This is a genomic window from Nocardioides sp. Leaf285, assembly GCF_001422955.1.
Classification (GTDB): domain Bacteria; phylum Actinomycetota; class Actinomycetes; order Propionibacteriales; family Nocardioidaceae; genus Nocardioides; species Nocardioides kribbensis.
Genome location: NZ_LMNH01000001.1, coordinates 336,277 through 349,188, shown reverse-complemented (window position 1 = coordinate 349,188; position 12,912 = coordinate 336,277). Strand labels below are relative to the sequence as shown.

Annotated in this window: 13 protein-coding genes; 4 read left to right on the top strand and 9 right to left on the bottom strand. The window is 73.5% G+C overall.

What is annotated here, in order from left to right:
- Positions 1-3 precede the first annotated feature (3 nt).
- From ASF47_RS20480 to ASF47_RS20475, 6 genes are all read right to left on the bottom strand, one after another.
- Entirely contained in the window at positions 4-171 is a 168-nt protein-coding gene (locus tag ASF47_RS20480) for a DUF3117 domain-containing protein (RefSeq protein ID WP_082499897.1), read from the bottom strand.
- A gap of 230 nt (positions 172-401) precedes the next feature.
- Positions 402-824, bottom strand: a complete 423-nt coding sequence (locus tag ASF47_RS01675; RefSeq protein WP_056862286.1) for a hypothetical protein — start codon at positions 822-824, stop codon at positions 402-404.
- Between the two features lie 15 nt (positions 825-839).
- Complete coding sequence (locus ASF47_RS01670; protein WP_056862285.1) at positions 840-1,232, bottom strand: DivIVA domain-containing protein; 393 nt, start codon at positions 1,230-1,232, stop codon at positions 840-842.
- Positions 1,232-1,963 (bottom strand): TIGR00730 family Rossman fold protein, encoded by a 732-nt coding sequence (locus ASF47_RS01665; RefSeq protein WP_056862284.1) that lies wholly within the window; start codon positions 1,961-1,963, stop codon positions 1,232-1,234. The genes ASF47_RS01670 and ASF47_RS01665 overlap by 1 nt, the downstream gene beginning before the upstream one ends.
- Positions 1,960-3,072 (bottom strand): succinyl-diaminopimelate desuccinylase, encoded by a 1,113-nt coding sequence (dapE, locus tag ASF47_RS01660; RefSeq protein ID WP_056862283.1) that lies wholly within the window; start codon positions 3,070-3,072, stop codon positions 1,960-1,962. Before dapE ends, ASF47_RS01665 begins: the two co-directional genes overlap by 4 nt.
- A 288-nt stretch (positions 3,073-3,360) precedes the next feature.
- Positions 3,361-3,534 carry a CsbD family protein gene (locus ASF47_RS20475; protein WP_082499896.1) on the bottom strand — a complete coding sequence of 58 codons (174 nt, stop codon included), beginning with the start codon at positions 3,532-3,534 and terminating at the stop codon, positions 3,361-3,363.
- 149 nt (positions 3,535-3,683) lie between these two features.
- On the opposite strand from ASF47_RS20475, the gene ASF47_RS01655 reads away from it, so the two are divergent.
- Entirely contained in the window at positions 3,684-4,313 is a 630-nt protein-coding gene (locus ASF47_RS01655; RefSeq protein ID WP_056862282.1) for a hypothetical protein, read from the top strand.
- A 175-nt stretch (positions 4,314-4,488) separates the two neighbouring features.
- Positions 4,489-5,304: a TetR/AcrR family transcriptional regulator C-terminal domain-containing protein gene (locus ASF47_RS01650; RefSeq protein ID WP_082499895.1), complete on the top strand. Its 816-nt coding sequence runs from the start codon at positions 4,489-4,491 to the stop codon at positions 5,302-5,304.
- A 10-nt stretch (positions 5,305-5,314) separates the two neighbouring features.
- Here the strand turns inward: ASF47_RS01650 and ASF47_RS01645 are convergent, their stop codons facing one another.
- Complete coding sequence (locus ASF47_RS01645; RefSeq protein WP_056862281.1) at positions 5,315-5,983, bottom strand: VOC family protein; 669 nt, start codon at positions 5,981-5,983, stop codon at positions 5,315-5,317.
- Positions 5,984-6,047: 64 nt separating this feature from the next.
- Positions 6,048-9,365, bottom strand: coding sequence for an isoleucine--tRNA ligase (ileS, locus tag ASF47_RS01640; RefSeq protein WP_056862280.1), 3,318 nt, complete (start codon positions 9,363-9,365; stop codon positions 6,048-6,050).
- A gap of 482 nt (positions 9,366-9,847) precedes the next feature.
- Between ileS and ASF47_RS22055 the strand changes: the two genes are divergently transcribed.
- Positions 9,848-10,561: a PepSY domain-containing protein gene (locus ASF47_RS22055; protein WP_156697684.1), complete on the top strand. Its 714-nt coding sequence runs from the start codon at positions 9,848-9,850 to the stop codon at positions 10,559-10,561.
- A 99-nt stretch (positions 10,562-10,660) separates the two neighbouring features.
- Here the strand turns inward: ASF47_RS22055 and ASF47_RS01630 are convergent, their stop codons facing one another.
- A complete protein-coding gene (locus ASF47_RS01630; protein ID WP_200918917.1) occupies positions 10,661-11,110 on the bottom strand; it encodes a MerR family transcriptional regulator in 450 nt (149 codons plus the stop codon).
- Positions 11,111-11,338: 228 nt separating this feature from the next.
- Between ASF47_RS01630 and ASF47_RS01625 the strand changes: the two genes are divergently transcribed.
- Positions 11,339-12,883 carry a SulP family inorganic anion transporter gene (locus tag ASF47_RS01625; protein ID WP_235558574.1) on the top strand — a complete coding sequence of 515 codons (1,545 nt, stop codon included), beginning with the start codon at positions 11,339-11,341 and terminating at the stop codon, positions 12,881-12,883.
- Positions 12,884-12,912: the final 29 nt, after the last annotated feature.

The following is a 12,912-nucleotide window of genomic DNA, read 5'->3' as shown; positions in this document are numbered from 1 at the left end:
CGATCAGCCGACGACGTCCTTGAGGGCGTCGCCGAGATTCCCGGCCTCCTCGGCGTTGAGCTCGACCACCAGTCGGCCACCACCCTCGAGCGGGACGCGCATGACGATGCCGCGTCCTTCCTTGGTGACCTCCAGCGGACCGTCGCCCGTCCGCGGCTTCATCGCCGCCATCCGGCACCTCTTCCCCACATGTCGTGAACTCAGGTGTGCGCGCCGGGGTCGCGGGTGCGTCCCGGTCGTGCGTGACCATTATCCCCCATGGACCCTCCGACCGGGAGCACCGCCTCGTGGTTGGTCACGGCCGCGCGGTCGCGGACGCCGCTCGCGACCGTCCTCGTGCGCCCCCGCGCGGGCCTCCGCGCGGCGGCCCGGTCCTCCCCCGACGCCCGCCGGGGGCGGCCTCAGACCGCGGAGCTGACGTAGGCGTAGGTGAACACCACGACCCCCGCGGCCATGCCGAGGTGGGCCAGCAGGGAGAGCCACGGCCCTCCTGCCCACGCGTCGGAGGCGCCGTCCCCCGCGTGGCGCCCCTTGCTCGGCAGCCAGCGGGCCAGCAGCAGCAGCCCGGCGCCGGCCACGACCCACCAGAAGCCGAGCCCGACCACCCCGACCAGCGCGCTGCCGGGAGCGGAGTCGTCGGGCGACACCAGGAAGACCGTCCACACGACCAGCGCGAGGACCCCGGCGAGCAGGTGCACCGTGAGCAGCCGGCGCGGCACGACGTGGCGCCCGCCCCCTCCGGCGGCCCCTCCGAGCCGCAGCCTGGTCAGCACGACGACGAGCGCCGCGAGGGCGGTCAGGACGTAGACGACCGGTTCGAGCACGCGGGAGAGTGTGCCCTACGGCTGTGGGGCGTCGCCACGACCGTTCGCGGCCCGGTCGTGGCCACCGCCGTCGTACGGCGCAGCAGCGTCGCCGTCGGCGGGCCCCGGTCCCTCCGCGGCAGCGACCCCACCCGCGGCGGCCCCACCGGCCCCACCGGCCCCGTCGCGTTGGTCGGCGAGCTGGTCGGCGAGCCGGGCGAGCAGGGCGTCGACCTCGTCCATGCGGTAGCCGCGCAGGGCCAGGGAGAAGCGCACGCGTCGCAGGTCGTCGGGGCGCAGCGGTCCGGCCGCGGGCACGAGGGCGTCGGGCCGGTCGTCGTAGGCCGGGGCGAGCGGGGTGCCGCGGCCCGAGGCGACCACGGCGATCCCGCCCAGGAGGAGCACGCCGAGGACGGCGAGGAACCACATCACGACGCACGCTCCTCTCGGGCACGCACCATGAGGTCGACGGCCTCGTCGAGGTCGTCGGTGAGCACCATCATGTCGAGGTCGGCGGCGGAGATCTTGCCGTCGGCGAGCACGGTGTCGCGCAGCCAGGCCAGCAGCCCCGACCAGTAGTCGACGCCGAGCAGCACGACGGGGAAGCGGGTGACCTTCTGGGTCTGCACGAGCGTGAGGGCCTCGAAGAGCTCGTCGAGGGTGCCGAGGCCGCCGGGCAGGACGACGAAGCCCTGGGCGTACTTGACGAACATCGTCTTGCGGGCGAAGAAGTAGCGGAAGTTGACCCCGATGTCGACCCACTCGTTGAGGCCGGACTCGAAGGGCAGCTCGATGCCGAGCCCGACGCTGAGGCCGCCGGCCTCGCTGGCGCCCTTGTTGGCGGCCTCCATGGCGCCGGGCCCGCCGCCGGTCATCACGGCGAAGCCCGCGTCGACCAGGCGACGGCCGAGCTCCTCGCCCTGGGCGTAGGAGGGGTGGTCGAGCGGGGTGCGGGCGGAGCCGAAGACGCCGATCGCCGGGCCGAGCTCGGCCAGCGCCCCGAAGCCCTCCACGAACTCCGCCTGGATGCGAAGCACCCGCCACGGGTCGGTGTGGACCCAGTCGGAGGGCCCGCGGGAGTCGAGCAGGCGCTGGTCGGTGGTGGAGCCGTCGACCTGGTCGCGGCGCTGGATGACCGGACCCTTGAACTTGTGCCTCACGCGTCCTGCTCCCCGCCCTGCTCCCCGCGCAGCCAGGCGGCGAGCTGCCGCTCGCAGCGCAGCACCTGCTCGACCGGCACGTGCTCCTCCTGCTTGTGGGCCAGGAGCGGGTCGCCGGGTCCGTAGTTGACCGCCGGCACGCCCAGGGCGCTGAAGCGGGCGACGTCGGTCCAGCCGAACTTGGGGTTGGCCACGCCGCCGACGGCCTCGAGGAAGGCCTTGGCGGCGGGCTGGTCGAGCCCGGGCAGCGCGCCGGGGGCGGTGTCGGTGAGGGTGACGTCGTAGCCGTCGAAGAAGTCGCGCACGAAGGCCTCGGCCTCGGCCTCGGAGCGGTCGGGCGCGAAGCGGAAGTTGACCTCGACGACGCACTCGTCGGGCAGCACGTTGCCCGCGACCCCGCCGCGGATGAAGACCGCGTTGAGCCCCTCGTGGTACTCCAGCCCGTCGATGACCGGGCGCCGCGCCTCGTAGCCGGCGAGCCGGGCGAGCACGTCGGCGGCGCCGTGGATGGCGTTGACGCCCTTCCAGCTGCGCGCGGAGTGGGCGCGCTCCCCGCGGGTGCGGACCTCGACGCGCAGCGTGCCCTGGCAGCCGGCCTCGACCACGGCGTCGGAGGGCTCCATGAGGATCGCGAAGTCGCCGGTCATCAGCTCGGGGTCCGACTGGGAGAGCTTGTGGAGGCCGTTGAACTCGGCGTCGATCTCCTCGGCCTCGTAGAGCACGTAGGTCACGTCGCGCACCGGCGCGGTCACGGTGGCGGCCAGGCGCAGGATGACGGCGTCGCCGCCCTTCATGTCGCAGGTGCCGAGGCCGTGCAGCAGGCCGGTGGCCTCGTCGAGACGGCTGGGCATGTTGTCGTTGACCGGCACGGTGTCGAGGTGGCCCGCGATCACGACGCGGTCGCCCAGGCCCAGGTCGGTGCGCGCGACCACCGTGTGACCGCGGCGCACCACCTCCAGGTGGGGCAGGGCCCGCAGCGCCTCCTCCACCGCGTCGGCGATGTCGCGCTCCCCCAGGCTGACCGACTCGATGTCGCACAGCTGGCGGGTGAGGGTGACCGCGTCGGCGGTCAGGTCGAGCACGGGGGTCGTCACGGGCGTCTGCGGCATGGCGCTAGTCAACCAGCCGAGGCGCGCGCCGGGCCCCGGCGGCGCGCGACGCCCCGGCGTACGCCGGACGACCGGGCGGTGTCCGGACGCACCACGACCCCCGACGGCCGTCGGGGGTCGTGGTGGCTGCGCGCGAGCGGCGCTCGGTCGCGGAGGTCTCGGGGACCTCAGCGACGGCGCTCGCCCTGCTTGAGCTTGTCCTTAGCGAACTTGACCCCGAAGAGGGCCAGCAGCTTCCAGACCAGCCAGCCGAGCAGCTGGAGGATCGTGCGCTTGGGCTTGCCCACGTCAGCCCTTGAAGGCGTCCTTGACACCCTCGCCGGTCTTCTTGGCCGAGGCCGCGGCCTGGTCCTTCTTGCCCTCGGCCTCGAGCTTCTCGTTGTTGGTGACGTCGCCCACGGTCTCCTTGACCTTGCCGGCGGCGTCCTGAGCGGCGTTCTTGGCCTTGTCGGCGATACCCATGGCTACTCCTTCGTCTGTGGCCCAGGTCGGGCCTTCGGGGTGAGCAGCCGCGGCGGCCGCTCCGGTTGACTTACGTCGTAAGTCAGTTTCACCGTAGCCCCCCGGTCAAACGGGCGGCCCGGTCACCACTTCGACGAAAGCAGGACGCCATGACCGCCACCTCACCCCTCGGGTCCGGACACGATCACAACCACGACGCGACCCCGACCGAGTCGCGCCGCGACGTCGTCGACCGCGAGCGCGAGCGCTTCGGGGGCATCAAGCCCTTCGTCGCCTTCTTCGGCTGGCTCACCGCCACCGGCATGGCCGTGCTGCTGACCGCCCTCGTCGCGGCCGCCGGCGCCGGCGTGGGCCTGGTCTCCAGCGCCTCCGAGGTCGCCGACGCGGCGACCGGCAACGGCCTCCAGGCCGAGGAGATCGGCTGGGCCGGCGTCATCCTGGTGCTGGTCGTCGTCTTCCTCTCCTACTACTCCGGTGGCTACGTCGCCGGCCGCATGGCGCGCTTCGACGGCATGAAGCAGGGCTTCGCCGTGTGGGCCTGGGCCGTCGTGGCCGCGATCGTAGTGGCCGTCCTCGGCGCCGTCGCCGGCTCGCAGTACGACGTGCTGGGCGACATCAACTCCTTCCCGCGCATCCCGGTCGACGCGGGTGACCTCACCCTGCAGGCCATCGCCGTGCTCGTCGGCGTCGTCGTCGTCAGCCTCGTCGGCGCCCTGCTCGGCGGCCTGGCCGGCATGCACTTCCACCGCAAGGTCGACCGCGCCGGCCTCGGTCGCTGACCCCAGCCGACCCCAGCCCCCCGCACCACCACCGCGACTCCCCCCGGTCGCGTGCTCCACCCCGTCGTCCGGGTCCACCCTCCCTCGCACGTCACCACGTGCCGGAGGGTCGGCCCGGACGACGGCGTCACCGCGGTCGTCGCTACCGTGGAACCCCCAGCCGAGGAGCACCCCCATGTCGTCCGCCGAGCACCCCGACCACGACCGGCCCGTCACCGACGCGGCCGCGGTCGGCCCTGCCCCCGGCGACGGCCAGGAGCCCCCGCTGCCCGACGCCGACGCGGCCATCGTGGCCGGCGGCGCACCCCCCTCGGCCCGTGTGCCGCTCGACCGCGACCGGATCGTCTCCGAGGCGCTGGTCTTCCTCGAGGAGGTCGGTCCCGGCGGACTCTCGATGCGCCGTCTGGGCAAGCGCCTGGGCGTCGAGGCGATGTCGCTCTACCGCTACGTGCCGGGCAAGGAGGACCTGCTCGACGCCGTCGTCGAGTCGCTCATCTCCGGCATGTACGCCGATCCCGAGGTGCTCAGCACCCCCGACAACGGCTGGCAGGACTTCCTCCAGCGCATGGCCCACGGGGTGCGGCGCGTGGCGCTCGCCCACATCCAGGCCTTCCCGCTCGTGGCCTCGCGCCCGCCGGAGGCGCCGTGGCTGCGCCCGCCGCTGCGCAGCCTGGACTGGGTGGAGTCGTTCCTGGCCGGGCTGACCTCCGAGGGCTTCAGCGACGCGGCCGCGGTGGCGGCCTACCGCTCGTTCACCAGCTTCCTGCTGGGCAACCTGCTGCTCGAGGTCGCCTCCCACGGCGCCGACATCGGCCCCCTCGACGTCGTCGACGACGGCGAGGAGGACAACGAGGCGCTGCGGCAGCACCCGACGGTGGCGCGGCTGCGCGCCGACCTGGCCCAGGACCACTCGGCCACCGAGTTCGAGGAGGCCCTTGAGCAGCTGCTCGAGCGGATCGCGGCCACCAAGGTCGAGCTCGCCGACGACTGACCGGTCCCGGTCAGCCCTCGGGGGCGAACACGCAGAACTCGTTGCCCTCGGGGTCGCCGAGCACCGACCAGCGCTCGGTCTCCCACAGCCGGTGCGCGCCCGCGGCGAGCAGGGCCTCGACGTCGCCGGTGACGTCCCAGTGCACCCGGTGCGGCACCGTGCGGGGCTCGGGCACCGCGTTGAAGTCCAGCGTCATCCGCTCGTCGGCGGCCACGCCGGCCACGGTCCACCAGCCGCCCTCGTCGTGCACGGCCTCGGCCCCGAGGACGTCCGCCCACCAGCGGGCCACGCGGCCCGGGTCGACGCAGTCGACCCCGACGCCGTGCAGGCGCACCGCCGGCGGGTCGTCGCGCTCGAAGGCGCAGAACTCGTTGCCCTCGGGGTCGGCCATCACGTGCCACCCGAAGCCGGTGGCGGCGGGCCGCGAGAGCACGCGCGCGCCCAGGGCCACGAGCTCCTCGACGGGGCCGGAGTCGACGTCGAGGTGCAGCCGGTTCTTCGTCACGTGGGGCCGGTCGACGGCGTTGACCCAGATCGTGTGTCGAGGCGTGGGCCCGACCAGGTGGCGGTGCGTGGGGTCGTCGCGCTCCTCCAGGCCCGTGACCGCCGCCCAGAAGCGTGACTGCGCCTCCACGTCGACCGCGTCGAGGCACAGGTCCTTCCACGTCGCCAGCACCATGGGCCCACCCTGCCACGGGCCGGCCACGGGCCGGGGTCACCGGCCCGTGGGGCCCCGGCCGGGCTCAGGCGCGGGCGACGTGCACGCCGGCCTTCTCGCCGTCGCCGACCACCACCTCGGTGGCCCCGGTGGGCGTGCCGCCCTGGTCGGGGTCGACCACCGAGAACGAGGTGGCCAGGGTCTCCCCCGCGATGAGGGCCTCGTGGGTGGCGGCGGCCCCGCGCACGGCCGGGCCGCCGGTGAGGGTCAGCGCGATCCGGTCGGAGACGTCGAGGCCGGCGTCGCGGCGGGCCTGCTGCACCGCGCGCACCAGGTCGCGCGCCAGGCCCTCCGCCGCGAGCTCGGGGGTGACGGCGGTGTCGAGCACCACGAAGCCGCCGCCGCGGGGCAGCAGGCCGACCGCGGTGGTGTCGTCGGCGGCGCCGGCGACGGTCTCGAGGGTGTACTCCCCCTCGACCAGCGCGAGACCGCCCGCGGTGACGGTGCCGTCCTCGGCCACCGACCAGTCGCCCGACTTCGAGCCCTTGATCGCGACCTGCACCTCGCGCCCGAGCCGGGGCCCGGCGGCGCGCGCGTTGACGGTGAGCCGCTGCGACACGCCGTACGACGCCGCCTCGGGCGCGTCGGCGCCCAGCAGCCGCACGGTCTTGACGTTGACCTCGTCGGCGAGGATCGACTCGAAGCCGGCGAGCAGCGCGGGGTCGGCCACGACCACGGTGAGGGCCGGCAGCGGCAGCCGGTTGCGCAGCTGGCCGGCCTTGCGCAGCGCGGAGGTGGCCGAGCAGGCGTCGCGCACCTGGTCCATCGCCGCGACCAGCGCGTCGTCGCCGGGCAGCTCCTCGGGCGTCGGCCAGTCGGTGAGGTGCACCGAGCGGCCACCGGTCAGGCCGCGCCAGATCTCCTCGGTGGTGAGCGGGAGCAGCGGGGCGGTCGTGCGGCAGACCACCTCGAGCACGGTGTGGAGGGTGTCGAAGGCCGCGGCGTCGCCCTGCCAGAAGCGCTCGCGGGAGCGGCGGATGTACCAGTTGGTCAGCACGTCGAGGAAGGAGCGCGTGACGTCGCAGGCCTCGGCGACGGCGTAGTCGTCGAGGGCGCCGGTCATCTGCTCGACGTACTGACGGGTCTTGGCCAGCAGGTAGCGGTCGAGCGGGTCGGTGGAGGCGGTGGAGCGCTGCGCGGTGTAGCCGCCCTCGCCGGCGGCGTTGGCGTAGAGCTGGAAGAAGTACCAGCTGTTCCACAGCGGCATCATCACCTGGCGCACCGAGTCGCGGATGCCCTGCTCGGTGACCACGAGGTTGCCGCCGCGCAGGATCGGGCTCGACATGAGGAACCAGCGCATCGCGTCGGCGCCGTCGCGGTCGAAGACCTCGCGCACGTCGGGGTAGTTGCGCAGCGACTTGCTCATCTTGTTGCCGTCGGAGCCCAGCACGATGCCGTGGCTGACGCAGGCCGAGAAGGCGGGCTTGTCGAAGAGCGCGGTGGCCAGGACGTGGAGGGTGTAGAACCAGCCGCGGGTCTGGCCGATGTACTCCACGATGAAGTCGCCCGGGAAGTGGCCCTTGGCCGCGGCGGTGCCGTCGAACCAGTCGGCGTTCTCGAAGGGGTAGTGCACCTGGGCGTAGGACATCGAGCCCGAGTCGAACCACACGTCGAGCACGTCGGTGACGCGGCGCATGGTGGAGCGCTCGCCCTCGGGGCGCGGGTCGTCGGGGTTGGGGCGGGTCAGCTCGTCGACCCAGGGGCGGTGCAGGTCGCGCTCGCCGTCGGCGTTGCGGGGCAGGTCGCCGAAGTCGCGCTCGAGCTCGGCGAAGGAGCCGTAGACGTCGAGGCGGGGGTAGGCCGGGTCGTCGCTCTTCCACACCGGCACTGGGGAGCCCCAGAACCGGTTGCGGGTGATCGACCAGTCGCGGGCGTTCTCCAGCCACCGGCCGAACTGGCCGTCCTGGATGTGCTCGGGCACCCAGCGGATCTGCTGGTTGAGCTCCAGCATCCGCTCCTTGATCGCGGTGACCTCGACGAACCACGACGAGACGCCCTTGTAGATGAGGGGCTCGCGGCAGCGCCAGCAGTGCGGGTAGGAGTGGTCGTAGGTCTCGCGGCGCAGCAGGACGGTGCCGGCGGTGACCGCGCCGGCCTCCTCGCCGGTGGCGCCCCGGGTGGCCGCGCGCAGGTGGTCGATCACGTGGGGGTTGGCGTCGAAGACCTGCATGCCGGCGTACTCGGTCACCGGCGCGGTGAAGCGACCGTCCTTGCCCACCGGCATGACCGCCTCGATGCCCTCGCGGTCGGTGACCTCCTTGTCGACCTCGCCGAAGGCGCCGGCGGTGTGGACCACGCCGGTGCCGTCGGTGGTCGTGACGGCGTCGTCGGCGGCCACGACGCGGAAGGCGCGGTCGTGGTCGGCGTAGTAGGAGAAGGGCGGGGTGTAGGTGAGGCCGACCAGGTCGGCGCCGCGACGGCGGGCGAGCACGACCGGCTCGTCGCCGAGCTCGCGGGCGTAGGCGCCCAGGCGGGCCTCGGCCAGCAGGTAGCGCGCGGTGGCCTCGGTGCCGGGCACGGGCGCCTCGACGACGACGTAGTCGATGTCGGAGCCGACCATGACGGCGAGGTTGGAGGGCAGGGTCCACGGGGTGGTGGTCCAGATGAGCACCTTCGCGCCGTCGAGCTCGGCGTCGCCCTCGACGCCGTCGCGGGCGTGAAGGGTGTAGCCGACGGTGACCGCGGGGTCCTGGCGGTTCTGGTAGACGTCGTCGTCCATGCGCAGCTCGTGGTTCGACAGCGGCGTCTCGTCGTTCCAGCAGTAGGGCAGCACGCGGAAGCCCTCGTAGACCAGGCCCTTGTCGTGCAGGCTCTTGAAGGCCCAGATCACCGACTCCATGTAGTCGGGGTTCATCGTGCGGTAGTCGTGGTCGAAGTCGACCCAGCGCGCCTGGCGGGTGACGTAGTCGCGCCACTCGCCGGTGTACTTCATCACCGACTCGCGACACGCGTCGTTGAACTTGTCGATGCCCATCTCGACGATCTCGTCGGTGGTCTTGATGCCGTTGAGCCGCATCGCCTCGAGCTCGGCGGGCAGGCCGTGGGTGTCCCAGCCGAAGCGGCGCTCGACGCGCTTGCCGCGCATCGTCTGGTAGCGCGGCACGAGGTCCTTGACGTAGCCGGTGAGCAGGTGGCCGTAGTGCGGCAGCCCGTTGGCGAAGGGCGGGCCGTCGTAGAAGACGAACTCCCCCGAGCCGTCGTCGCCGGCGCTGCGCTGCTCCACCGAGGCCTGGAAGGTGCCGTCGGCGGCCCAGTAGGCCAGCACCTTCTCCTCGATCTCGGGGAAGCGCGGCGCGGACGGGACGGCGGCCTGGCCGGCCGTGGAGACCTGGGGATAGGTCATCGGGGTCATCTCCTGCGGTGCGTCGGGTCGTGGGCTGCCTCACCACGAGGACGACTCCCTGACGGGGACCGCGGTACCACCTCGCTTGCCCTGCCGCGCCGTGCGCGCCGGTGGGCGCGTGCGTCGGGCGGGGCCGCTCGTTGCGGGCTGTGACGGGCCTACCCGTCCGGGTCTAGTGAGGTCGCGCGGTCGGGGACCGCGCGGCCCGTTCTTCCGGAGGCTCGCCGCTGATGACGGCTCGAGCGCCTGTGCTCCCAGGGTAGCCAGCCGGGCCCGTCCCCGGCCAACCGGTTCCCCGTCGCCCCCGCCGTACGCCGCACCGCTCGGCTCCCGCGGTGGTCCGGCGGGGGCCGGCGGGGGCCGGCGCGCGTCTTAGCGTCGCCTTGACCTTCCCTTGGAGCCGCGTTGGTGCGCACCGCCGCAGAGTGGTGCCTGTGCTCGAGGAGACCTCGAGGAAGACCACCCCGATCCAGGAGACGACCATGACGAAGACCGTCCGCACCACGACCGCCACCCTCACCGGCCGCACCCCCGGGCGTCGCCTGCGCCGCAGCCTCGCCGTCGCGGCCGTCGTCCCGCTGGCCCTCGGCCTCGCCGCCTGCGGCGACTCCGACGACGACAACGACGACGTCACCGCCCCGGCGCCCACCGCCACCGTCACCGAGACCGCCTCGGCCTCGCCGTCGACCGACTCCTCCGACGACGCCTCCGACGACGCCTCGACCGGCGGCTCGACCGGCGGCTCCGGCGACGAGCGCGCGCTCCTCGCCGCCGCGGCGACCGCCGTCGGCTCGGTGCAGGGCAGCACGCTCTTCTCCATCGACCGCGACGACGCCGGCGGCTGGGAGATCACCGTCGTCGACGGTCAGGGCGTCGAGAACGACGTGGTCGTCTCCGCCGACGGCTCCTCGGTCGAGCGCGGCCCCGACGTCGACCAGGACGACGCCGACGACCAGGACGACCTCGCCGAGCGCCAGCAGCTGCTGAACGACGTGCAGGTCGACTACCGCCAGGCCGTCGAGGCCGCCCGCGGCGAGGTCGCCGGCGGCGTGGTCGAGGACGTCGACCTCGACCTGGAGAACGGCGCGGCCGAGTGGGAGGTCCAGGTGCAGAACGGCACCACCGAGCAGACCGTGCGCATCGACGCCGTCTCCGGCGACGTCAGCGGCACCGAGACCGACAACGACGACGACTGACCGCACCCCCGCGCCCTCCGGGCGCCCCCCGGCCGGACCGGGCCCGTCGCTGCGTGACGGGCCCGGTCCTTCGTCGTCCGGCCCCGGCGGGGTGGGTGGTCAGGGGAGGTGGCGGCCGAGGAGGTCGAGGAACTCGTCGGCCATGGCGAGCTGCCGCACGAGCTTCTCGCGGCGGGCGGCCGCCTCGGCCTGCACGGCGGCGAGCCGCTCGCGGGCCGCGGCTCGCGGGGCGCCGGGGCCCGTGTCGGGACCGGGGCCCTCCTCGGCGAGGAGGTCGAGGTCGGCCAGGGCGGCGCCCATCTCCTCGAGGCTGAAGCCGAGCGGCTTCATGCGGCGGATGAGCAGGATCCGCTCGACGTCGCGCTCGGTGTAGAGCCGGAAGCCGCCGTCGGTGCGGCCGGAGGGACGCAGCAGGCCCACCTCGTCCCAGTGGCGCAGGCTGCGCAGCGACAGGTCGGTGCGGGTGGCGACCTCACCGATGTGCATGGCGCGCGCCTCCGGGATCGGGTCGGACGGGTCGGCCGCGGGGCCGGCGGTCTCCTCGCTCACCTGGGTCTCCTCGGTCGGTGGGTGTGCTCGCGCAGGCGTCGGGCGGGAGCGATTTCAACCCTACCCTCACGTAAGGGTAGGGTTGCGCCCAGACTTCCGCCGGCGACGACGCCGGCAGCGCGCCCGGCGCGCACCACCCTCCCATCCCGTCCACCGACGCTCCCGACCGCCCGCGCACGCCGCGCGGACCGGGGCGTGCCGGTGTGCCCTGCCCCCGAACGGAGCCTCGTGACCACGACCCCCTCCCTGCCGGCCGACGTGCCGGACGCCCGGCCTGACGCCACGCCGCCGCCCCGCCAGCCCGGCGTCCGCGAGGCGCTGCGCTCCCCCGCGCTGCTGCGCACCGAGGTGCTGGCCGGCCTCGTGGTGGCCCTGGCGCTGATCCCCGAGGCGATCTCGTTCTCGATCATCGCCGGCGTCGACCCGCAGGTCGGCCTCTTCGCCTCCTTCACCATGGCCGTCTCCATCGCCTTCCTCGGCGGGCGCCCGGCGATGATCTCCGCGGCCACCGGGGCCGTCGCCCTGGTCATCGCCCCGGTGATGCGCGAGCACGGCTACGACTACCTCATCGCCACCGTGCTGCTCGGCGGCGTGCTGCAGGTCGTGCTCGGCCTGGCCGGCTTCGGCCGGCTGATGCGCTTCATCCCGCGCTCGGTCATGGTCGGCTTCGTCAACGCCCTGGCCATCCTCATCTTCCTGGCGCAGGTGCCCTACCTCGTCGACGTGCCGTGGCTGGTCTACCCGATGGTGGCCGTCGGCATCGCCGTCATGGTCGGCCTGCCGCGCGTCACGACGGTCGTGCCCGCTCCGCTGGTCGCGATCGTCGCGCTCACCGGCTTCACCGTGCTGGCCGCGCTGTCGGTGCCCGACGTGGGCGACGAGGGCGAGCTGCCCGACTCCCTGCCCGCGCTCTTCGTGCCCGACGTGCCGCTGTCGCTGGAGACGCTGCAGATCATCGCCCCCTACGCCCTGGCGATGGCGCTGGTCGGGCTGCTGGAGTCGCTGATGACCGCGAAGCTCGTCGACGACCTCACCGACACCCACTCCGACAAGACCCGTGAGTCGTGGGGCCAGGGCACCGCCAACGTCATCACGGGCTTCTTCGGCGGCATGGGCGGCTGCGCGATGATCGGCCAGACGATGATCAACGTGAAGGCCTCCGGCGCCCGCACCCGCATCTCCACCTTCCTCGCCGGCGTCTTCCTGCTGGTCCTCGTGGTCGGTCTCGGCGACGTGGTCTCGATCATCCCGATGGCCGCGCTGGTCGCGGTGATGGTCATGGTCTCGGTCGGCACCTTCGACTGGCACTCGGTGCGCCCGCAGACGCTGCGGCGCATGCCGCGCTCGGAGACCACCGTGATGGTGGCGACCGTCGCGGTCACCGTGGCCACCCACAACCTCGCCATCGGCGTCGTCGTCGGCGTGCTCGTCGCGACGACCCTCTTCGCCCGCCGCGTCGCCCACCTCACCGAGGTCGACCGCGAGCTCACCGTGGGCAGCGACGGCGAGGAGACCGCGGTCTACCGCGTCACCGGGGCGCTCTTCTTCGCCTCCAGCAACGACCTCTACCGCCAGTTCGACTACGTCGGCGACCCCGCGCGCGTCGTCATCGACCTCAGCGAGTCGCACGTGTGGGACGCCTCCACCGTGGCCTCCCTCGACGCCATCACCACCAAGTACGCCGCGAAGGGCAAGCGCGCCGACATCGTGGGGCTCAACGAGGCCAGCGCCGAGCGCCACGGGCGGCTCACCGGACGGCTCGGCTCCCACTGAGCCGGGCCCACTGAGCCGGGCCCACTGAT